18 protein-coding genes are annotated in these 21,242 nt (G+C 39.3%); 15 read left to right on the plus strand and 3 right to left on the minus strand.

The features are described from left to right. Window positions 1–169: 169 nt before the first annotated feature. From dxs to spoIVB, 5 genes are all read left to right on the plus strand, one after another. Complete coding sequence (gene dxs / locus M3600_RS06640) at window positions 170–2,062, plus strand: 1-deoxy-D-xylulose-5-phosphate synthase (RefSeq protein WP_233313211.1); 1,893 nt, start codon at window positions 170–172, stop codon at window positions 2,060–2,062. A 7-nt stretch (window positions 2,063–2,069) separates the two neighbouring features. Beyond that, complete coding sequence (locus tag M3600_RS06645) at window positions 2,070–2,891, plus strand: TlyA family RNA methyltransferase (RefSeq protein ID WP_251645010.1); 822 nt, start codon at window positions 2,070–2,072, stop codon at window positions 2,889–2,891. A gap of 256 nt (window positions 2,892–3,147) precedes the next feature. Then, entirely contained in the window at window positions 3,148–3,597 is a 450-nt protein-coding gene (gene ahrC, locus M3600_RS06650) for a transcriptional regulator AhrC/ArgR (protein WP_233313215.1), read from the plus strand. 15 nt (window positions 3,598–3,612) lie between these two features. Beyond that, window positions 3,613–5,301 carry a DNA repair protein RecN gene (gene recN, locus M3600_RS06655; protein WP_233313216.1) on the plus strand — a complete coding sequence of 563 codons (1,689 nt, stop codon included), beginning with the start codon at window positions 3,613–3,615 and terminating at the stop codon, window positions 5,299–5,301. 216 nt (window positions 5,302–5,517) lie between these two features. Further along, complete coding sequence (spoIVB, locus tag M3600_RS06660) at window positions 5,518–6,804, plus strand: SpoIVB peptidase (protein WP_396953788.1); 1,287 nt, start codon at window positions 5,518–5,520, stop codon at window positions 6,802–6,804. Between the two features lie 35 nt (window positions 6,805–6,839). On the opposite strand, the gene M3600_RS06665 is transcribed toward spoIVB, so the two are convergent. Next, entirely contained in the window at window positions 6,840–7,757 is a 918-nt protein-coding gene (locus M3600_RS06665) for a 1,4-dihydroxy-2-naphthoate polyprenyltransferase (protein WP_237941688.1), read from the minus strand. A 419-nt stretch (window positions 7,758–8,176) separates the two neighbouring features. On the opposite strand from M3600_RS06665, the gene spo0A reads away from it, so the two are divergent. Further along, a complete protein-coding gene (gene spo0A, locus M3600_RS06670) occupies window positions 8,177–8,974 on the plus strand; it encodes a sporulation transcription factor Spo0A (RefSeq protein WP_233313221.1) in 798 nt (265 codons plus the stop codon). A gap of 115 nt (window positions 8,975–9,089) precedes the next feature. On the opposite strand, the gene M3600_RS06675 is transcribed toward spo0A, so the two are convergent. Both M3600_RS06675 and M3600_RS06680 read right to left on the minus strand, forming a co-directional pair. Next, window positions 9,090–9,575 (minus strand): hypothetical protein, encoded by a 486-nt coding sequence (locus tag M3600_RS06675; RefSeq protein WP_251645015.1) that lies wholly within the window; start codon window positions 9,573–9,575, stop codon window positions 9,090–9,092. Between the two features lie 183 nt (window positions 9,576–9,758). Next, window positions 9,759–10,079 carry a winged helix-turn-helix transcriptional regulator gene (locus tag M3600_RS06680; RefSeq protein ID WP_233313224.1) on the minus strand — a complete coding sequence of 107 codons (321 nt, stop codon included), beginning with the start codon at window positions 10,077–10,079 and terminating at the stop codon, window positions 9,759–9,761. A gap of 240 nt (window positions 10,080–10,319) precedes the next feature. Between M3600_RS06680 and M3600_RS06685 the strand changes: the two genes are divergently transcribed. The 9 genes from M3600_RS06685 (at window position 10,320) to M3600_RS06725 (ending at window position 21,231) form a co-directional block, all read left to right on the plus strand. Further along, a complete protein-coding gene (locus M3600_RS06685) occupies window positions 10,320–12,017 on the plus strand; it encodes an NAD-dependent malic enzyme (protein ID WP_233313225.1) in 1,698 nt (565 codons plus the stop codon). A 203-nt stretch (window positions 12,018–12,220) separates the two neighbouring features. Further along, window positions 12,221–13,177 carry an AEC family transporter gene (locus tag M3600_RS06690; RefSeq protein ID WP_233313226.1) on the plus strand — a complete coding sequence of 319 codons (957 nt, stop codon included), beginning with the start codon at window positions 12,221–12,223 and terminating at the stop codon, window positions 13,175–13,177. A 611-nt stretch (window positions 13,178–13,788) separates the two neighbouring features. Continuing rightward, window positions 13,789–13,989, plus strand: a complete 201-nt coding sequence (locus M3600_RS06695; protein WP_127737529.1) for a cold-shock protein — start codon at window positions 13,789–13,791, stop codon at window positions 13,987–13,989. Window positions 13,990–14,073: 84 nt separating this feature from the next. Beyond that, window positions 14,074–14,799, plus strand: a complete 726-nt coding sequence (locus M3600_RS06700; RefSeq protein ID WP_251645017.1) for a glycerophosphodiester phosphodiesterase — start codon at window positions 14,074–14,076, stop codon at window positions 14,797–14,799. 196 nt (window positions 14,800–14,995) lie between these two features. Beyond that, window positions 14,996–16,630 carry a sigma 54-interacting transcriptional regulator gene (locus M3600_RS06705; RefSeq protein WP_251645019.1) on the plus strand — a complete coding sequence of 545 codons (1,635 nt, stop codon included), beginning with the start codon at window positions 14,996–14,998 and terminating at the stop codon, window positions 16,628–16,630. 40 nt (window positions 16,631–16,670) lie between these two features. After that, window positions 16,671–17,744: a butyrate kinase gene (buk, locus tag M3600_RS06710; RefSeq protein WP_233314713.1), complete on the plus strand. Its 1,074-nt coding sequence runs from the start codon at window positions 16,671–16,673 to the stop codon at window positions 17,742–17,744. 21 nt (window positions 17,745–17,765) lie between these two features. Next, the gene (gene lpdA / locus M3600_RS06715) at window positions 17,766–19,187 is read left to right on the plus strand and encodes a dihydrolipoyl dehydrogenase (protein ID WP_233313229.1); all 1,422 of its coding nucleotides are present in this window, start codon (window positions 17,766–17,768) and stop codon (window positions 19,185–19,187) included. A 53-nt stretch (window positions 19,188–19,240) separates the two neighbouring features. Then, on the plus strand, window positions 19,241–20,233 hold the full coding sequence (locus tag M3600_RS06720) for a thiamine pyrophosphate-dependent dehydrogenase E1 component subunit alpha (protein WP_233314714.1): 993 nt from the start codon (window positions 19,241–19,243) through the stop codon (window positions 20,231–20,233). Window positions 20,234–20,247: 14 nt separating this feature from the next. Next, window positions 20,248–21,231: an alpha-ketoacid dehydrogenase subunit beta gene (locus M3600_RS06725; protein WP_233313230.1), complete on the plus strand. Its 984-nt coding sequence runs from the start codon at window positions 20,248–20,250 to the stop codon at window positions 21,229–21,231. The last annotated feature ends 11 nt before the right edge of the window (window positions 21,232–21,242 follow it).

Below are 21,242 nucleotides of genomic sequence, written 5' to 3' on the forward strand. Positions count from 1 at the left end.
TACTTCCTATTAAGGATGTTTGAATGGTATAATACATATTTAATATGTATAGCTAATAATAAAGGTTAGATGATAATAAAGCATACATAATTTTAATTTATTTATAAAAAAGGAAATAAACACGGTTTTTTATATAAGGTTTAAATTGAAGGAAAGAGAGTTGTTAACGATGGATTTATCGTCAATAAAGAATCCAGCCTTTCTCAAAGACCTATCGATCGAAGAACTTGAGAAGTTGAGTGAAGAGGTTCGTCATTTTTTAATAAATAAACTGTCGGATAAGGGCGGACATCTCGGTCCGAATTTAGGTGTAGTCGAGTTGACAATTGCATTGCATAAATGTTTTGATAGCCCGAAAGATAAGTTTATTTGGGATGTAGGACATCAAGCATATGTGCATAAAATCTTGACAGGCAGAGCGAAGGATTTTGATACGCTCAGACAATATAAAGGGTTATCAGGATTTCCAAAAATGAATGAAAGCGAGCATGATGTTTGGGAAACTGGTCACAGCTCTACCTCTTTATCAGCGGCAATGGGTATGGCAGTTGCTCGTGATTTGAAGAAGGAAGACTCTTATGTTGTGCCAATCATTGGTGATGGTGCTTTAACAGGCGGAATGGCGTTAGAAGCTTTAAACCATATTGGCGATGAGAAAACTAATATGATTGTGATTCTTAACGACAATGAAATGAGCATTGCACCAAATGTTGGAGCATTGCATCATGTGCTTGGAAGACTGCGGACAGCCGGTAAATATCAATGGGCGAAAGATGAACTGGAAATGCTCATGAAAAAAATCCCCGCAGTTGGCGGGAAGCTGGCAGCGACAGCAGAAAGAATTAAAGACAGTCTAAAATATCTGCTTGTTTCTGGTGTGTTCTTTGAAGAGCTTGGCTTCACATACCTAGGTCCGGTCGACGGCCATAACTATGAAGATTTAATGGAACATTTGAATTATGCAAAGAAAACGGAAGGCCCGGTCCTTTTGCATGTATTGACGAAAAAAGGCAAAGGCTTTTCACCTGCTGAGAAGGATAAGGTCGGCACATGGCATGGAACAGGTCCATATAAAATTGAGACAGGTGCTCTAGTGAAGCCTGCCAATACTGCCCCAGCATGGAGCAAACTTGTCAGTGATACGGTGCTTAAGCTTGCTAGACAGGATGAAAGAATTGTCGCCATTACGCCTGCCATGCCTGTTGGGTCTAAACTTGAAGCCTTTGCGCAAGAGTTTCCGGACAGAATGCTGGATGTGGGAATTGCAGAACAGCATGCAGTTACACTTGCAGCAGGGCTTGCAACCCAAAACATGAAGCCGTTTTTGGCGATTTATTCTACTTTTCTGCAAAGAGCATATGACCAGATGCTTCACGATGTATGCAGACAAAATCTGAACGTCTTTATTGGTATTGACCGCTCAGGACTTGTAGGTGCAGACGGAGAGACACATCAAGGTGTGTATGACATTTCCTTCCTTCGCCATATGCCGAATTTAGTAATAATGATGCCGAAAGACGAGAACGAAGGTCAGCATATGGTTCATACAGCGCTTAGCTACAATGATGGACCGATTGCAATGAGATTCCCTCGAGGCAACGGGCTTGGTGTTCCGATGGACGAAACATTACAGTCAATTCCAATTGGAACTTGGGAAGTGCTGAGAGAAGGCACAGATGCAGCTATTTTGACATTCGGTACAACAATCGGAATGGCGATGAAAGCTGCTGAAATTCTTGAAAAGCAAGGAACATCTGTTAAAGTCATTAATGCAAGATTTATCAAGCCATTGGATGAGCAGATGCTAAATGAATTGTTCAAACTCCAAATGCCAATATTAACAATAGAAGAAGCAGTATTGCAAGGCGGTTTTGGCAGCTATGTTCTTGAATATGCACAAGGAGCTGGCTTTGGGTCTACTGTTATTGACAGAATGGGAATTCCTGATCAATTTATAGAGCATGGAGATGTTGATTCCTTGTTGGCAGAAATTCACTTAACAACAGAAGAAGCGGTTAAAAGAATTAACTCGATTGCGAGAAAAAAACAAAAAAGGGCTTAGATAATAGATGAAGAAAGAACGCATTGATGTTTTATTAGTCGAGCAAGGATTATTTGAAACGAGAGAAAAAGCAAAGAGAGCCATCATGGCAGGAATTGTGTATTGTGATGAGGAGAGACTGGATAAGCCGGGCGAAAAAATCCCGGCAGAATCCAAGCTTACTGTCAAAGGAAAAACGCTGAAATATGTGAGCCGCGGCGGCTTGAAGCTGGAAAAAGCACTGGAAGTCTTTGATTTAACAGCTCGAGACAAAGTTCTGCTCGATATAGGCGCGTCAACAGGTGGTTTTACAGATTGCGCCTTACAAAATGGTGCGAAAATGTCCTATGCACTTGATGTGGGCTATAACCAGCTTGCCTGGAAGCTTAGACAAGATGAAAGAGTAGTTGTAATGGAGCGCACTAACTTCCGTTATGTTACTCCTGCAGATTTAGAAGGAGAAATGCCGAATTTTGCATCCATCGATGTTTCTTTCATTTCTTTAAAGCTGATTCTTCCTGTGTTGAAAACCTTGCTGGTTTCTGGCAGTGATATTATTGCATTAGTTAAGCCGCAGTTTGAGGCAGGCAGAGAGCAAGTCGGCAAAAAGGGAATTGTCCGCGATAAAAAGGTTCATATGGATGTACTCGAAACGATTATTGAGTTTTCGAAGAAGGAAGGCTATCAAATCAAAAACCTGTCCTTTTCACCGATAACAGGCGGAGATGGGAACATTGAATTCCTTCTCCATTTATATTGGTCTGAAAATCAAGACGGAACAGATGCACAAATCCACATAAAAGAAGTCGTAGATTCTGCACATGAGGAACTGAAAAAAGCAAAGCAGTAAGTTAATAGGGACTCTTCTGAAAGGAATAAGTTCACACTTATTCCTTTTTGGATTGCAAAAGAATACATACAAATTATAGAATAAAGATACAATGAGAATACAAGGATTAAGAAGGTTTTTGTCAAACGATGGCGAAATATAGGAGTATAGACTTTAAAGTCTGCATAATGCAGACAAAAAAATGTACTTAACTAAAAACTTTTTAAATCACCACTCTAAAAAAAGTGGACAAATTGTCCATAAAGGAATGATAGATATGAATAAAGGCCAAAGGCATATAAAAATAAGAGATATTATTGCCAATAATGAAATAGAAACACAGGATGATCTTGTAGATGAGCTGAAGAATGCTGGTTATAATGTGACACAAGCAACTGTTTCAAGAGATATTAAGGAGCTTCATCTTGTAAAGGTGCCGTTGCAGGACGGCCGCTACAAATACAGCTTGCCGGCAGACCAGCGCTTTAATCCGCTGCAGAAACTAAAAAGAACGCTAATGGATGCATTCGTAAAAATTGATTCTGCAGGAAATTTGCTCGTATTGAAATCACTTCCTGGCAATGCACAAGCAATCGGTGCGCTGATCGATAACCTTGATTGGGATGAGATTTTAGGGACCATTTGTGGAGATGACACATGTCTTATTATTTGCCGTACTGCAGAAGACGGACAAACGATTACAGACCGCTTTCTTGATATGTTGTAAAAGAGGTGACATATTTTGCTTAATGAATTATCAATTAAAAATTTTGCCATAATAGAATCCTTATCCGTCTCCTTTCAAAAAGGATTGACCGTTCTAACAGGGGAAACAGGTGCTGGGAAATCCATTATTATTGATGCGATAAATTTGCTTGTAGGCGGCAGGGGTTCTGCTGAATTTGTTCGCCATGGGGAAGAAAAGGCAGAAATAGAAGGGCTTTTTTATATTGAAAATGGCCATCCTTGCTTTCAGAAAATGGAAGAGTTCGGAATAGATATCGAGGAAGGAACCATTATCTTGAGAAGAGATATCTCCGTTTCAGGCAAAAGTGTTTGCCGAATAAACGGAAAGCTTATAACGATATCCACATTGAGGGAAATCGGCTCAAGCCTTATCGATATCCATGGCCAGCATGAGCATCAGGAATTGATGGATGAAACAAAACATCTCATGCTTCTGGATACGTATGCTCATACAGAACTCGCCCCTGTGCTAAAGGAATATGAAGCATTATACCGTTCGTATACTCAAACACAAAAAAAGCTTATGAACTTGACTGAAAATGAACAGCAGATGGCTCATCGTTTGGATTTATTAACCTTTCAGCATCAGGAAATTATTAATGCCAATCTGCAAAAGAATGAAGATGAAGAATTGCTGGAGGAAAGAAAAAAGCTCGGCAATTTTGAGAGAATCTTCGAAAGCATTCAAACAAGCTATACTGCCTTAAAGGGAGAACAAAAGGGGTTAGACTGGCTTGGTGAAGTGATGGGGCATATGGAAGAAGCAGCAAGCCTTGATCCAGAGTATAAAGAGATTGCAGATTCTGTATCTAACAGTTTTTACATACTGGAGGATGTTGCAAGCAGGCTTCGAAACAGTCTTGATTATCTTGAATATGACCCTGAACGGCTCAATAGTATAGAATCCAGACTGAATGAGATAAATTCACTAAAACGTAAATATGGAAAATCCGTTGACGAAATATTGGAATATGCCGCTAAAATTGAAGAGGAGCTCGAAACACTCCAAAATAAAGAAACACATATTGATATGCTTGAAAAAGAATTATTAAGCATCAAAAAGGATTTGTTAGTAGAAGCAAATGAGCTTAGTTCTCTTCGCAAAAAAGCTGCACTCCGATTGACAGAAGACATTCATCAAGAACTGAAACAGCTGTATATGGAAAAGACAGTGTTTGAAGTCAGAATTAATGCGGATGATGATAATGTAACTAAATCTGGTATGGATGATGTGGAGTTTTATATTTCAACAAATCCGGGCGAGCCGCTTAAGCCATTGTCTAAAATTGTTTCAGGCGGTGAATTGTCGAGAATGATGCTTGCATTAAAGAGTATTTTTTCTAAGCATCAAGGCGTGACGTCGATTATCTTTGACGAAGTGGATACAGGTGTCAGCGGTAGAGTTGCACAAGCGATTGCTGAAAAGATATCCAAAGTTGCAGCAGGTTCACAGGTGCTTTGCATATCCCATATGCCGCAAGTGGCCGCCATGGCAGATACCCATCTTTATATTGCTAAAGCCATTCATGATGGAAGAACTTCGACGACTGTCACTCCATTGGCAAAACAAGATAAAGTAAAAGAAATTGCCCGAATGATATCCGGAACAGAAATTACCGATTTGACAAAAAAACATGCAAAAGAGCTGTTAAAATTAGCCCAAAAGGTCAAGAATAATGGATAGAACAAGGAAAACCTCTGTTTAACAGGGGTTTTCTATTTTTACTAAGGAACTTTTGAGTATGCTTTTAGCTATTCAAGTTTTACAAAATTACTATTACTAACCAAAGTGTGCAGGTTTTTTATAGTTTTTACAGTAATAAATGACCGCCATGCAGGCAAACTTATATATAAGCCACAAGTTTGGTGACAAGAAGCGAGGAGAGTGAATGATTTGAAAATGGATTTCCTTAGAAAAATAATTGGTGGAATTCTCCTTGTTTCATTAATATCTTTAAGTTTCAATAAACCCTTTCAACAATATCTTCATATCCCAAAAAGCGTCACTATCTTTGAAGGCCAAAATACAGTGATAAACAGTTCATCGATACCTGCATCAAGCATGATGACAGAGGACAATTCAGTCGTTGCCTTAAGTCAAGATGAAGGGAAGTATTCGCTGCATGGTGAAGAGAATGGTAAAAACGAAATGGTTTTAGAGCTGGCAGGCTTTCCGATAAAAAAAGTTGATGTGAATGTTTTAAAAGACTTTAAAATTATCCCAGGCGGACAATCCATCGGGGTAAAATTAAATACAGTTGGCGTATTAATCGTCGGCCATCATCAGGTGAACACGGAAAATGGCAAAGCTTCCCCTGGTGAAAAGGCTGGCATAAAAGTTGGAGATATGATTACAGAAATCAATGGCAAACAAATCGAAAAAATGGCGGACGTAGCACCATTTGTCCAAAGTGCAGGCGAAACTGGAGATCCGCTTAACTTAACAATAATGAGAGAAAAAGAAAAAATCAAAACAAAATTGGTTCCTTTAAAAGAAAAAGGATCAAGCACATATAAATTGGGGTTATATATTAGAGATTCAGCAGCTGGAATTGGAACGATGACGTTCTATCATCCGCAATCAAAAAAATATGGAGCTTTAGGCCATGTCATTTCTGATATGGATACGAAAAAGCCAATAGTTGTCGATGACGGAGAAATTTTGCGATCGACTGTTACAAGCATAGAAAAAGGGGAAAATGGCAATCCAGGTGAAAAGCTGGCGAGATTTTCTTCCGATAAAGAAGTAATTGGTAATATTACAACAAACAGCCCATTCGGAATTTTTGGTGAACTAAATAGAGGTATCTCCAATGGAGTGATGGATAAAGCAATGCCGATTACCTTATCCGACCAAGTGAAAGAAGGACCGGCACAAATTCTTACTGTTGTTGATAATGACGAAGTGAAATTGTTTGATATAGAAGTGGTCAGCTCTGTGCCGCAGAAATTCCCAGCAACAAAAGGGATGGTTATCAAGGTAACAGACAAGGAGCTTCTGAAGAAAACAGGAGGAATTGTGCAAGGAATGAGCGGCAGCCCTATCATTCAGGACGGTAAGCTTATCGGAGCAGTTACCCATGTTTTTGTTAACGACCCGACTAGTGGATATGGTGTTCATATTGAATGGATGCTGAATGAAGCTGGAATTGACATTTATGAGGAAAACAAGCAGAAGGCTTCCTAAATGAAAAGAAGCGCACCAATTAGGTGCGCTTTTTTTTATAGGTTTGAAAAGATAAATTCAAGCAGCAAACCAATTCCTAGGAACAATCCGAAGAATGTATTTGTTTGGGCTGTTGATTTCATCGCAAGTGGTGTTTCACTGCGGCTGCCTTTAAAGCCTTTGATTGCTTGGATTGGTTTAGCAATACTTAAGAATACAATTAAGAGCCATGGACTGCTTACACCAAATAGGATAATTCCGATAACCCAAATATACGATATGGCAAATAATGCAGCAAGGAGCTGGACAGCTCTTTCAAATCCCATTAAAATCGCAATTGTTTTTCTGCCCCCGAGAGTATCCTCTTCAATATCTCTTATATTGTTAGACAGGTTAATGCAGCCGATTAAAATCGCGATTGGCACAGAAATCAAAATGCTTTGTTCATTAACAAAACCTGTTTGAATATAGAAAGAAATAAGGATGAAAATCGTTCCCATGCAAATGCCAGAAAACAATTCACCAAATGGAGTGTAGGCAATAGGAAGCGGTCCTCCTGTATATAGGTAACCAATTGCCATACCAAGCAGGCCGACAAGAGCAATCCACCAGCTTGTGCTCATACAAATATAAACACCTAAAAGGAGCGAAACAGCATAAAGGCCGACTGCCAAGTTCATAACTGTTTTCGGCTTCATCCCGTGTCTGACAATAGCACCGCCAATCCCAACAGAATCGGCAGTATCCAATCCGCGAATGAAATCATAATATTCATTGAACAAATTCGTAGCTATTTGAATAAACAAACAAGCAAACAGCATCGCCAAAAATAAACCTGGATGAATCTGTTCATATTGTAATGCTAAAACTGTTCCGATAAATACAGGAACAAAAGAAGCAGTTAACGTGTGTGGTCTTGTCAGCTGCCACAATACTTTATGTGTAGGCTGATCGTTCTTTGCAACATTTTCCATAAAAAAAATCCTTTCTGTAAAACCATTCTAAAAAATAATACGATATGCGAAAGTCCATCTTTTATAATAACTTAAATTTCCCGTCAGCAACAAGAGCGTATTCATAAAATCGCCATATTTTTTTAGTTATAAAATACTTATTTTTTTAATGGGGTAAAATTATCAGCTTTAATAACCATTAAAAGCTTTATTCTCACCTTATAAAGGTTGTATAATAAATACATAAAGATTATTCGACAAACACGCACAGAAAGCAGTTAAATGGCGAAAGTGGTCGAAAATAAGAGAATACATGAGAAAAAACGAGTTTTTCTATATTTTTTTATAAAATCAAAGGATTTTTAGTTACTTTGTCGAAATTGTCATTTAGAATAAAAGTAGAAATAGAGAGATATTGGATATTGAGGAGGAAACTATCATTGAAGAAAATACAAGTATGTGTTGTTGATGACAATAGAGAACTTGTTGGATTGCTGGAGGAATACATAAATTCCCAGGAAGATATGGAAGTCGTCGGTGTAGCCCATAACGGTCAGGAGTGTTTGGATCTTCTGGAGGATATACAGCCTGATGTTATGGTATTGGATATAATCATGCCTCATTTAGATGGTTTGGCCGTTCTCGATAGAATGAAGCAATTGAGTATTCCATCCATGCCAAATGTCATTATGCTGACAGCCTTTGGTCAAGAGGATGTCACAAAAAAAGCTGTTGACCTTGGAGCATCTTACTTTATTTTAAAGCCATTCGATATGGATTATTTAGCTAGCCATATCCGCCAGGTGAGCGGCAAATCAAACGGTTTTGTCCGCAAACAAACATCCTCAACATCTTACAGATCACAGCAGCAAGAACAAAAACCAAGAAATCTTGATGCAAGCATCACGAGCATCATCCATGAAATCGGTGTTCCTGCCCATATTAAAGGCTATCTTTATTTAAGGGAAGCTATTTCAATGGTGTATAATGATATTGAATTATTAGGCTCGATTACAAAAGTTCTTTACCCTGATATTGCTAAAAAATATAATACCACTGCGAGCCGTGTAGAGCGGGCAATTCGTCATGCGATTGAAGTGGCGTGGAGCAGAGGCAACATCGATTCCATCTCCACTTTGTTCGGCTACACTGTCAGCATGTCCAAAGCAAAACCAACGAACTCAGAATTTATCGCGATTGTGGCAGATAAGCTGAGATTGGAGCATAAGGCTTCCTAATAAAGATTGTCACTAATCTATTAGGTAAATGAAGAAAAGCACTTCCTATTTATTAATGGGAAGTGCTTTTTTCTGAAATAAAATAGTCAAGTAAGACACAAGAATACTTCTTGTTCTAATAATTCCGCTCATTTTCTAATACTTCAATAATTGCCTCAAGATTATAAATGGTTTGATCGAGCATGTTAAGCAGTTCTTCCTGCTTTTTAGTATCTTTCGTATGTAGGCTTTCTTGCGTTAATGAATTGATGGTTTCGACCTCTTCTAGTGCACCGTCCATTGCGAGCATAGTACTGCTGTATTGGAATCTTTGTTTATCTGTCAGCAAATCTTCTTTTTCCTTATAGATTGTTGGCAAAGTTTCTAAGTCACTAGACAGGATACTTTCTTCATTATTCCTTTTTAACGCAGTTAATTCATCAATCAAGCCATCGATTGTTTTATGGGTCGTGTCAATATAATCCATTTCCTTTATTTCATCAGCATTGCTTTTTTCTTCATCATCTGTAATCTTAAATTCTTCTGATCGCTTTACTTCAAGTGAACATCCTGCCAACAAAAATAAGCTTAAGACAAAAAAAACAGCAATTCTAATCTGCATATTATCTTTATTTCCTCCAGACCATTTAATGAGTATAAGTTATATACGGGTTATGATTCAGAATTGTTTCAAAATCTGAATATGTTCTTTTCGTGCAAGTAAATTTGTAAAAAAATCAGCCGAATATCTTTATGTAAATAAAAAAAGTAAAAAAAGAGACCGTGTTGAAAACCCGGTCTCTGTTCACATCCATTTTTTAGCCCATAATTCCACTGCATCCAATGCTTTGCCGAGTTCATGGCCTTTTTTTGTCAAAGAATATTCCGTTCGTATCGGTCTCTCTGTAATAACATTGCGTATGACGATGCCGTGATGCTCAAGATCCTTAATTCTTTCATTCAGCATGCGTTTGCTGAGATCTGGAATAAAGCTGTGAATTTCACTAAATCGCTTCGGTTCATCCATTAATGCGTGAATAATAAGTCCAGTCCACTTTTTGCTGATGAATTGATACAGCTTCTCCACCTTTTCGCTTAAGTTGCGCGGAGTCTTTTCTTCGCTCATTTCCTTCATCCTCATTTTTTTAGTTATTAATGATAACCAATATATTATAAATAACATAGTTAAATAATTAAAAAAATCAGCCTTACTTACATAATATCATATAAAACGTTTTCAATAAATGGTTTTGTGACAATTGTGTGGCAGTGACCGTTGACGAAGAAAAAATAGGGGAGTAGAATCTGTAACGTAAATTAACCAGTTAACTTTTAGTAACCAAGTTAAAGGAAGAAGGAATAGAAGATGAGCAAAGTTATTTTCTTAGAAAAAGACGGTTCGATTCATACAACATTAAAAGGTAAGGATGTCCTTGCAAATCCATTGCTTAATAAAGGAGTTGCCTTTACAGAAAAAGAAAGAGAGGAGCTTGGCCTTAACGGTATCTTGCCTCCAGCGGTCTTGACGCTTGAAGAGCAAGTAAAAAGAGCATATGAGCAATTTGCTTCCAAATCAAGTAATCTGGAGAAAAACAATTCATTAAATGATTTGTTCAACCGCAACGTGGTTTTATATTACAGATTGTTAACAGATCATTTGAGCGAAATGCTGCCGATTGTTTACACACCGACTGTTGGTCAATCCATCCAAGAATACAGCCACGAATATCACCGTCCAGGTGGTGTTTACCTGTCTGTTAATGATTTAGATGGAATTGAGGAAGCACTTGCGAATACTGGTGCTTCAGCAGACGATATTGATTTAATCGTTGCAACAGACTCTGAGAGCATTTTAGGTATTGGTGACTGGGGTGTCGGCGGAATCAATATCGCAATTGGAAAACTGGCTGTATATACAGCAGCTGCAGGTATCCACCCAAAACGTGTATTGCCAGTAGTGCTTGATGCAGGTACAAACAATGAAAAGCTAATTAACGATCCATTATATATCGGTAACCGCCATGAAAGAATTCGTGGTGAAAAGTATAATCAGTTCATTGATGCTTATATTGAAAAAGCACTTGACATGTTCCCGAATGCATTGCTGCACTGGGAGGATTTCGGTAATGTGAACGCACGCCATATTATTGAGAAGTATAAAGATAAAGTTTTAACATTCAATGATGACATCCAAGGTACTGGAGCAGTAACGTTAGCAGGTATTCTTTCAGGATTAAAAATCAAAAATGAATCATTAAAGGATCAACGTGTATTAGTGTTTGGACCAGGAGCTGCCGGTATTGGTAACGCAGACCAAATGAAAGATGCGATGGTTCTTGAAGGTTTGACAGAAGAAGAAGCATGTGCAAGATTCTGGGCTGTTGATCACAGAGGTCTGTTGACAGATGGCATGGACGGTATTTTGAGCTTCCAAAAACCATATGTACGTTCAGAAGCAGAAGTTGCAGGCTGGGAAAAAGAAAATGGCATTATTTCATTAATGGAGACAGTTAAACAAGTGAAGCCGACCATTTTGATTGGTACTTCAGGTGTTGCAGGTGCTTTCACAGAAGCAATCATTAAAGAAATGGCAAAACATGTTGAGCGTCCAATCATCATGCCGATGTCAAACCCAACGCATCTAGCCGAAGCAGTTCCTTCAGACCTGATTGAATGGACAGACGGAAAAGCGTTAATCGCTACTGGAAGCCCATTTGAGCCTGTTGAATATAAAGGAATTAGCTATGAAATTGGTCAATCAAACAATGCCTTTGTATTCCCAGGCCTTGGTCTTGGTTCGATTGTAGTAAAAGCTAAATTAATTACAGACAGCATGTTCATTGCATCTGCAGATGCAGTTGCAAAGCTTTGTGATACTAGCAAAGATGGAGCTTCATTGCTGCCAAGTGTTTCTCAGCTTCGTGAAGTTTCCTATGAAGTAGCAGTTGCTGTTGCTAAAGCAGCCATTGAAGATGGAGTTGCACAAGATATTCCTGCAAATGTGGAGGAAGCTGTGAAGGATGCTATGTGGTATCCAGTATATAAAGATATTGAAGCAATGTAAGTATTGTTGAAAGAAATAAGGCTTTAAAGAGGGAGGCTTTTAATCTTAGTAATACGGATTAAAAGCCGGATTTACCCTAAAGAGCAGTCTCACTTATTTTTTGAAGAATTAAAACCTACTTAATAAATAGGTTAAGTAGAGTTTATTAGCACAATTTTTGAGCGTATTGATACGCTTTGGATAACATTTGGGGGATTTAAATTATGGGTATAGGTCAAATATTTATTATATTAATACCAATTTTCTTTGTCATTATTTTAGGTTATTTGGCAGGGTATTTTAAAAAGTTCGATGCTGCTTCATCTAAAGGCTTGAACACACTTGTTACAAAGTTTGCGTTGCCAGCACATTTATTTGTCGGAATTACAACAACTTCTAAACAAACACTTATCGATAAATGGCCTTTCTTTGTCACAATGTTCATAGGTATTATCGGTTTCTATGTAGTTCTTTTACTGATTTCACGTTTTGTATTTAAAACATCAACAACTCCAGCATCTATGTTTGCATTAAATTCTACGCAGCCATCATTTGCATTTATGGGTATACCAGTATTAGGAAGTATATTTGGGGCGGATGCAGTTGCAATCCCTATTGCGATAACTGGTGTAGTAGTTAATGCACTTCTTGATCCATTGGCTAGTATTATCGGAACTATTGGCCAGTCAAGCACCAATGCGAAGGAAAAGGGACAAAGCTTATGGAAAGTGACTGTTTCATCTATTCTGCATGGATTGTCTGAACCGCTTGCATGCGTGCCGTTGCTTGGTGTCGTTTTAATACTTTGCGGCTTCCATTCACCAGATATACTAGCAGACAGCTTAGATGAAATTGGTTCTATCACTTCTGGTGCAGCTTTATTTGCTATTGGGGTAACAATTGGTATCCGCAATATTAAATTCAGCAAAACTGCTATCAGCATTGCCTTCATAAAAGCGATTATTCATCCGTTGGCAATGGTATTGATTGCTCTAATGATGGGATTATCTAAAACAGATATGACAAATGCAATCTTATTGGTTGCTTTCCCAGGCTCAGCAGTAGCTGCGATGATTGCAACAAGGTTTGAGACATTGGAAGCTGAAACAGCGTCCTCCTTTGTCCTCAGTGCCATCCTTTCCTTAATTACATTACCAATCTTCCTGTCTTGGTTGATGTAAGATCATTTTAACAGGCTGGGACACAAGTATGTAAAATACGAATCAAAACCAAACTATTTTTATCATTTATTGATTAATAGTTTGGTTTTTTTGTTTCGATTATATACAATAATTAAAAATCTTAGTGGAATCGAGCGGAGGTCACTCGACTCCTGCGGGAAATAGAGGGAAGGATGAGACCCAGCAGGCGAAGACGAGGAGGCTCATCTTTCTCCCCGCGGAAAGCAAAGTGGCCGAGAGCGCAATGAAACGAACTAATTTTAAAGCCGTATAATACCAAGCTTTATTGTTTCTAAGTTTAAGTTAGATGGAATATTATTATTCGTGTTTAGATGGGTTATATTTTGTATTGGCTCATCTTTATCGTTGCAAGGTTATTTTTTAGAAGGATTACGAAAATGACAATCAGTCGAAAAGTATAAAGAAATCATAAATTTTTCATTCTTTTTGTAAACTTTGTTGTAAAGATTTGCTTTCCCATGTTTAACCTGTTACTATAAAGGAGACTTATTTTTGTTCGAAGTAAATAGTTAGGATAGAACATTCTTTATTTTTTATGAAGAGCAAGGATAGTAATACATAGTGTGTGAAGCACATAGGAGGAAACAAAAATGGCTACAGGTAAAGTAAAATGGTTCAACGCTGAAAAAGGATTTGGTTTCATCGAAACTTCAGAAGGACAAGATGTATTCGTACATTTCAGTGCTATTCAATCTGAAGGTTTCAAAACTTTGGATGAGGGCCAAGAAGTTTCTTTTGACATAGAAGAAGGACAACGCGGACCACAAGCTGCTAACGTTACTAAAGCTTAATTAACTTTCAACAAAAACAGACTCTAACTTTCGTTAGAGTCTGTTTTACTATCAACACAATTTCTAGTTTAGGAGTGTGTGTATATGACATTGATATTTGCTCACAGAGGTTATTCTGCCCGTTTTCCTGAAAATACGATGATAGCTTTCACGGAAGCAGAGAAGGCTTCAGTGAACGGAATTGAGCTGGATGTGCAAATGACGAAGGATGGCGAATTAGTCATCATTCATGATGAAACAGTGGACCGCACGACAAATGGAACTGGATTTGTTGCAGAACATACTTTTAGTGAGTTAAGGAAATTACAAGCTTCTTATAAATTTGCTGGTGTTAACGAAAAGATACCTACATTAAAAGAGCTGTTTGAATGGATGCAGGGCAACTCCTTATTATGCAATATTGAGTTTAAAAACAATAATGTCCCATATGATGGCATGGAAGAAAAAACAATTAATCTTATTTCTGAGTTTGGATTAGGTGACCGGATTATCTTTTCTTCCTTTAATCATTACAGCATGGTGCTCAGCCACCGAATTGCCCCAGAAATAGAAACAGCCGCACTGCTTTCAGATAGAATATATCAGCCATGGATTTATGCAACAGCAATCAAGGCTAAAGGAATTCATCCTAATTACAAAAGGATCACCATTCCAATGGTGGAGCAGGCTGAAAGGTTTGGCATAAGTGTTAGGCCTTATACCGTTAATGATGCAATGAAAATGACAGAGTTTATCCAAGCCGGAGCGTCCGCTATTATTACGGATGAACCAGTTCAAGCTATGCAAATTCTTCAGGCATCCTCTAAATAGGACTGTGCGGTTCCTGCTACTAATGCAGGTACCTTTTTTATGTAAAAAATGTAAGCGTTTAAATTGAATAAATTATCAGAATACATAAAAATCGAGAAAAAATTTGCATGGAATTGCAAATATGTTTATAGTATAGATATGAAATAAATTGCACGGTTAATATTTTATGATTATGCAAAAAGTGAGGTTTTTGCAAATGGATTTATCCTATCAATCAACAGAACAATCGATCTTTCAGGACTTAAAAGAAGCGGTCGTGCTCATTGATAAACAAGGAAGAATTGTTTATTACAACCAGCAGGCAAGCACGCTTGCTGCACATCAGAACAAAAGGCCGTTAGCGAAGGATGCGCATATTCTTGATGTCTTTCCTAAAGCAGAGCTGATGAGAGTGCTCCAGACGAAAAAGGCAGAAATCAGAAAGTTATTCCGTCTGTCTGAACATATTTCCGTGCATGTGTCCCGTTTTCCCCTTGTAAACAAGGATGGAGAATTACTTGGAGCAGCTGCGATAATTCAGCAGGATAGGGCATTGGAAGAGGATTGGCGTGTTGATGAATACATACAACAGGGAATGCAGGCAGTACTGCAAAACGCATCACAAGCATTTGTGATTATGGATGAAAATCTGTTAGTTATCTTGCAAAATCCTGCATATGAGAAGTTTCAGTATTTATTAAAGAAAGACAGTTCTGCTGAAGCGGAATGGAAGGAACAGCTCAGTAATGTGAGCAAAAAGACGATGGAGACTAGAAGGACTGTTGTGCAAAAAGTGGCAGGACCTTCAATAGAAGGAAATATTAGATGTATTCCTAACTTGATTGATGGGATATGGAAGGGCTGTATTCTGTTTATTGATTATGATATAGAGCAGGCGGAACTAAGGAAGAAGCTTGAGCAATCTAGAAAAATTATTCGTACATTAGAAGCACAAAGCCGGTTTGAAGACTTTACAGCAGAGTCCCCGCGGATGAAGATGGCTGTGCAGCAGGGGAAAATAGCAGCTGATATGGATTATACCGTGTTTTTGCGTGGTCTTGCCGGTACTGGCAAGAAAATGTTTGCAAATGCCATCCATAATGAGGGGAAGAGAAGATATCAAGCATTTACTGCTATTGATTGTTTGCAAGAGCAGGAAAAAGTTTCAGCGTTTTTGGAAATGCTTAGAAGTGAAGATACTTCCCTGCAGCCTTCAGGTACGGTGTATATGGAAAATATTACAGATCTTTCTATGGAGCAGCAAAAAAAGCTGCATCTCATCTGTTCCAATCAAGATGAAACTGCCGGATACCGTTTAGTTCTCTCCGCTTCTGTTAATGTGGAAACGGCAATGATGAAAGGTTTGTTTCTGCAGGAACTATATTATGAACTGCTGCAGACGAGCATTCATCTCCCTTCCCTTAAAGAAAGGAAAGAGGATATAGCTCCACTGGTGAAGGAATGGATACAACTAGCCAATAAGGAGTATGGCAGCTGTGTTGCTTCTGTTGACAAGACTGCAATAGAAGCATTGCAAAGCTTCCCGTTTGAACATCATTTCAGAGAAATGCGGGCTGTTGTTTTTCATTCACTTGCAAAAATAGATAGACAGAAAACAATCCTTAAAGAAGCTGATCTCGCTTTTTCAAGCAGCACTGCTGACAACAGTCAGAATGCAATCCTTCTAGAACCAGAAGATAAACCGCTTTCTGAGCTTGTTGAGGAATATGAAAAAGTTATTATCGAGCGTACATTGGCAAAACTTGATGGAAACAAGACGTTAACAGCGAAGAAGCTAGGCTTATCTGTCCGGAATTTATATTATAAATTGGAAAAATATCATTTGAACTAACAAATAAAAACTGTCTGGACAGGGAGGATTATCAAAGATGATGGAAAAACATCGAATATTAGTCATAAACCCTAAATCCGAATCAACAGTTATTTCCCTATATGAAAATGAAGTGCCAATCTTTGAGCAATCTATCATGCAGGAGGATACAGCAGATTATCCTAACATCGCTGCCCAGGCGCCTGCAAGGACGAAGAAGGTTCTGGATTTTCTTCTATCTGAAGGATTTAATCTTTCCAGGCTTGACGCAATTGCCGGAATAGGCGGCTTGTTAAAGCCGATTGAAGGCGGAACATATATGGTGGACAGTGCGATGATAGCAGATCTTAAGGCAGGCGAAAGAGGAGAGCATCCTTCCAATCTTGGCGGATTAATAGCAGCGGAGATTGCCGCGGGATTAAATATCCCTGCTTTTATCACTGATCCAGTTGTGGTTGATGAACTTGAAGACATTGCCCGAATATCAGGATATCCCCTTATTTCCAGAAAAAGTGTCTTTCATGCATTAAATCATAAAGCAAGCGGCAGAAGGGCTGCGATGGAGCTTGGCAGGTCCTATGAGGATTGTAATTTTATAGTAGCCCATTTAGGAGACGGAATTACGGTCGGAGCTCATAGGTGCGGAAAAGTCATTGATGTTAATAATGGTCTGAACGGAGAAGGGCCCTTCAGCCCTGAAAGAGCTGGAAGTCTTCCACATGGTGATTTGGTCGACCTCTGCTATTCCGGCAAATACAGCTATAAGGAAATGAAAGAGCAGCTGCTGTACCACGCAGGTATAAACAGCTATTTGCACAAAAAGGAACTCCGTCAATTAGAAGCCGGTATCAAGGAAGGCAGCACGCAGGATAAGCTCATTTTCGATGCACTTTCTTATCAGATTGCAAAAGAGATTGGCAGTGCAAGTACTGTTCTTGCCGGCAGAATTGATGCAATCATCTTGACAGGGGTTATGGCTTACAGCACGATGCTTGTGGACGAAATTGTCGAACGGACTAAATGGATAGCAGATGTGTTCACATACCCAGGTGAAAATGATATGCAATCATTAGCAAATGGATGTTTACGTGTTCTTCGCGGGGAAGAGCAAGCAAAAGCATATAACATAAAGTAATTTTTTAGGAGAGTGAATATAGTGGCTAACGAATATGATTTAGTTATTTTAGGAGGCGGGACAGGCGGTTATGTTGCGGCAATCCGCGCTTCCCAATTAGGTTTAAAAACAGCCATAGTCGAAAAAGGAAAACTCGGCGGTACATGCCTCCATAATGGCTGTATCCCAAGCAAAGCCTTACTGAGAAGTGCAGAGGTTTATTCAACGGCTAAAAGAAGCGAGGACTTCGGTGTGCTTGTGAATGATGTGAGCTTTGATTTTGGAAAGGTTCAAGCAAGAAAAAATAGTATTGTCACCCAGCTGCATAAAGGTGTCGAGTATTTAATGAAGAAAGGGAAAATCGACGTATATGAAGGGAAAGGAAGAATTCTCGGTCCATCTATATTCTCTCCCATTCCAGGGACTATCTCTGTTGAGATGAATAACGGAGAAGAAAACGAGATGCTGCTTCCTAAAAACGTGATTGTCTCTACTGGTTCAAGACCTAATACATTGCCCGGACTCGAGATTGACGGAGAGTTGATTATCAGCTCAGAAGAAGCATTAAAAATGGATAAACTTCCAAAATCAATCCTAATTGTCGGCGGCGGTGTCATCGGTGTAGAATGGGCTTCCATGCTTGCTGATTTTGATGTAGATGTGACCTTAATAGAATACAGCGACACAATTGTGCCAACAGAGGATAAAGATATTCGCCTTGAACTGAAGAAGCAGCTGGAGAAAAAAGGTGTCAAGGTTGTCATAGGTGCTAAAGTATTGCCTGAAACGCTGGAGAAAAATGAGCATGTCACTGTTCAAGCAGAAATAAAGGGTGAAAAGGTGTTCTTTTCAGGCGAAAAGCTGCTTGTTTCAGTCGGCAGAATCGGCAATGTGGAAGGATTGGGTTTGGAAAATACAGAAATCATCTTCGACAATAATACCATACAGGTAAATGAGAATTTCCAGACGAAGGAAGCTCATATTTATGCGATTGGCGATGTTATTGGAGGACTTCAGCTGGCCCATGTTGCTTCCCATGAAGGGATAAAGGCTGTCGAGCATATTGCAGGATTGCAGCCAGAGCGACTAGATTACAAAAAAATCGCAAAATGTATCTATACTAGTCCAGAAATAGCGAGTATTGGATATACAGAAGAAGAAGCAATAAATGCAGGCTTTACAATTAAAAAAGGGAAATTCTCCTTCCAGGCAGTCGGAAAAGCACTAGTATACGGAGAACCGGAAGGCTTTGTCAAAATAATTGCTGACAGGCAAACAGATGATATATTAGGTGTTCATATTATCGGACCTCATGCTACTGACATGATTTCAGAAGCAGCGCTAGCTGCCACACTGGATGCCGCTCCATGGGAAATAGGAGCAACGATACACCCTCATCCGACATTATCTGAAGCAATCGGAGAGGCTGCATTAGCAGTTGATGGAAAGGAGATACACGGATGACGCAAATAGCTGGAGATAAAAAAGTGAGACAAGGAAATGTAGGAGGTAATCAAATGGTAGAAAAGCGCCATTTAAATGCAGGATTAACAGATGAGCAAGTACTTGAAATGTATAGATATATGCTATTAGCACGACGTATCGATGAAAGGATGTGGCTTTTAAACCGCTCTGGAAAAATTCCTTTCGTTGTGTCCTGCCAAGGCCAGGAGGCAGCGCAAGTAGGTACGGCATTCGCCTTTGACCGAGCTAAAGATTATTCATTGCCATATTACAGAGACTTAGGTGTTGTGCTTGCATTCGGACAAACGCCAAGAGAAATTATGCTGCAAGGGTTTGCTAAAGCAGAAGATCCTAACTCAGGCGGCAGACAAATGCCAGGACATTTCGGACAGAAAAAGAACCGCATCGTAACTGGTTCTTCACCTGTAACTACACAAGTTCCACATGCTGTGGGCATTGCCTTGGCTGGTAAAATTGAGAAGAAAGATTTTGTAACATACGTCAGCTTTGGAGAAGGTTCCTCCAACCAGGGAGATTTCCATGAAGGTGCGAACTTTGCTGGAGTACATAAACTCCCAGTCATTTTCGTTTGTGAAAATAACAAATATGCTATCTCTGTTCCAATCGAAAAGCAATTAGCTTGCGAAAATGTGTCAGACAGAGCCATCGGTTATGGCATGCCAGGATATACAGTGGACGGCAATGATCCAATTGAGGTATATCGTGTCACTAAAGAAGCAGTTGACAGAGCAAGAAGAGGGGAAGGACCGACTCTTATTGAGACAGTCTCTTATCGTTTAACTCCTCACTCTTCTGACGATGATGACAGAACTTACAGAGGCCGCGAGGAAGTAGCAGAAGCGAAGGCGAAGGACCCTGTTATCACATTTAAAAATTATTTAACAGAAGTTGGTGTCCTGACAGAAGAAATGGACCAAGAGCTGAATGCTGATATTATGGAAATTATCAATGAAGCAACTGAATATGCAGAAAAGGCTCCATATGCAAAACCAGAAGACTCAATGAATTATGTGTACGGGAATTAAGGGGGAAAGAAATAATGGCAGTTATTTCATATATTGATGCAGTTACTATGGCCATCAGAGAAGAGATGGAAAGAGATGAAAAGGTATTTATTCTAGGAGAAGATGTCGGTGTGAAAGGTGGCGTATTTAAGGCGACAACCGGCTTATATGAACAATTCGGTGAAGAAAGAGTCATCGATGCACCACTTGCAGAATCTGCGATTGCGGGAGTCGGTATCGGTGCCGCGATGTACGGTATGAAGCCGATTGCGGAAATGCAGTTTGCTGATTTCATCATGCCTGCTGTAAACCAAATTGTTTCAGAGGCAGCAAAGATTCGTTACCGCTCTAACAATGACTGGACTTGTCCAATTGTTATTCGCGCACCATACGGCGGAGGAATTCATGGGGCTCTTTATCATTCGCAATCAGTGGAAGCAATGTTTGCCAATACGCCTGGATTGAAAATTGTTATGCCTTCCACACCGTATGATGTGAAGGGATTGCTTAAAGCAGCTGTTCGTGATCCAGATCCTGTTCTTTTCTTTGAACATAAGCGTGCATACCGCCTGATTAAAGGGGAAGTGCCTGAGGATGATTATGTACTGCCAATCGGAAAGGCAGATGTTAAAAGAGAAGGAGAAGATATTACAGTCATTACATACGGACTATGTGTACATTTCGCACTGCAGGCAGCAGAAAAGCTTGCGCAAGACGGAATATCTGCACATGTATTGGATTTGCGTACTGTTTATCCTCTTGACCAAGAAGCAATTATTGAGGCAGCTTCTAAAACAGGGAAGGTTCTGTTAATAACAGAAGACAACAAAGAAGGCAGCATCATCAGTGAGGTTGCGGCAATTATTGCAGAGAACTGCCTGTTTGACTTGGATGCACCAATCATGAGGCTCGCTGGACCAGATATTCCTGCTATGCCATATGCACCGACGATGGAAAAACACTTCATTGTCAGCCCGGAAAAAGTCGAAAATGCTATGCGTAAGCTCGCAGAATTTTAATGATTTGAGTG

Source organism: Niallia sp. MER 6, assembly GCF_023714395.1.
Lineage (GTDB): Bacteria > Bacillota > Bacilli > Bacillales > Cytobacillaceae > Niallia.

Bases quoted from the DNA above. Each gene is read 5' to 3' on its own strand.
- M3600_RS06645 (WP_251645010.1), top strand. From the start codon at position 2,070: ATGAAGAAAGAACGCATTGATGTTTTATTAGTCGAGCAAGGATTATTT.
- ahrC (WP_233313215.1), top strand. From the start codon at position 3,148: ATGAATAAAGGCCAAAGGCATATAAAAATAAGAGATATTATTGCCAAT.
- dxs (WP_233313211.1), top strand. From the start codon at position 170: ATGGATTTATCGTCAATAAAGAATCCAGCCTTTCTCAAAGACCTATCG.
- M3600_RS06705 (WP_251645019.1), top strand. From the start codon at position 14,996: ATGGATTTATCCTATCAATCAACAGAACAATCGATCTTTCAGGACTTA.
- M3600_RS06680 (WP_233313224.1), bottom strand. From the start codon at position 10,079: ATGAGCGAAGAAAAGACTCCGCGCAACTTAAGCGAAAAGGTGGAGAAG.
- M3600_RS06725 (WP_233313230.1), top strand. From the start codon at position 20,248: ATGGCAGTTATTTCATATATTGATGCAGTTACTATGGCCATCAGAGAA.
- M3600_RS06665 (WP_237941688.1), bottom strand. From the start codon at position 7,757: ATGGAAAATGTTGCAAAGAACGATCAGCCTACACATAAAGTATTGTGG.
- M3600_RS06695 (WP_127737529.1), top strand. From the start codon at position 13,789: ATGGCTACAGGTAAAGTAAAATGGTTCAACGCTGAAAAAGGATTTGGT.
- M3600_RS06720 (WP_233314714.1), top strand. From the start codon at position 19,241: ATGGTAGAAAAGCGCCATTTAAATGCAGGATTAACAGATGAGCAAGTA.
- buk (WP_233314713.1), top strand. From the start codon at position 16,671: ATGGAAAAACATCGAATATTAGTCATAAACCCTAAATCCGAATCAACA.
- M3600_RS06675 (WP_251645015.1), bottom strand. From the start codon at position 9,575: ATGCAGATTAGAATTGCTGTTTTTTTTGTCTTAAGCTTATTTTTGTTG.
- M3600_RS06685 (WP_233313225.1), top strand. From the start codon at position 10,320: ATGAGCAAAGTTATTTTCTTAGAAAAAGACGGTTCGATTCATACAACA.
- M3600_RS06700 (WP_251645017.1), top strand. From the start codon at position 14,074: ATGACATTGATATTTGCTCACAGAGGTTATTCTGCCCGTTTTCCTGAA.
- M3600_RS06690 (WP_233313226.1), top strand. From the start codon at position 12,221: ATGGGTATAGGTCAAATATTTATTATATTAATACCAATTTTCTTTGTC.
- spoIVB (WP_396953788.1), top strand. From the start codon at position 5,518: ATGGATTTCCTTAGAAAAATAATTGGTGGAATTCTCCTTGTTTCATTA.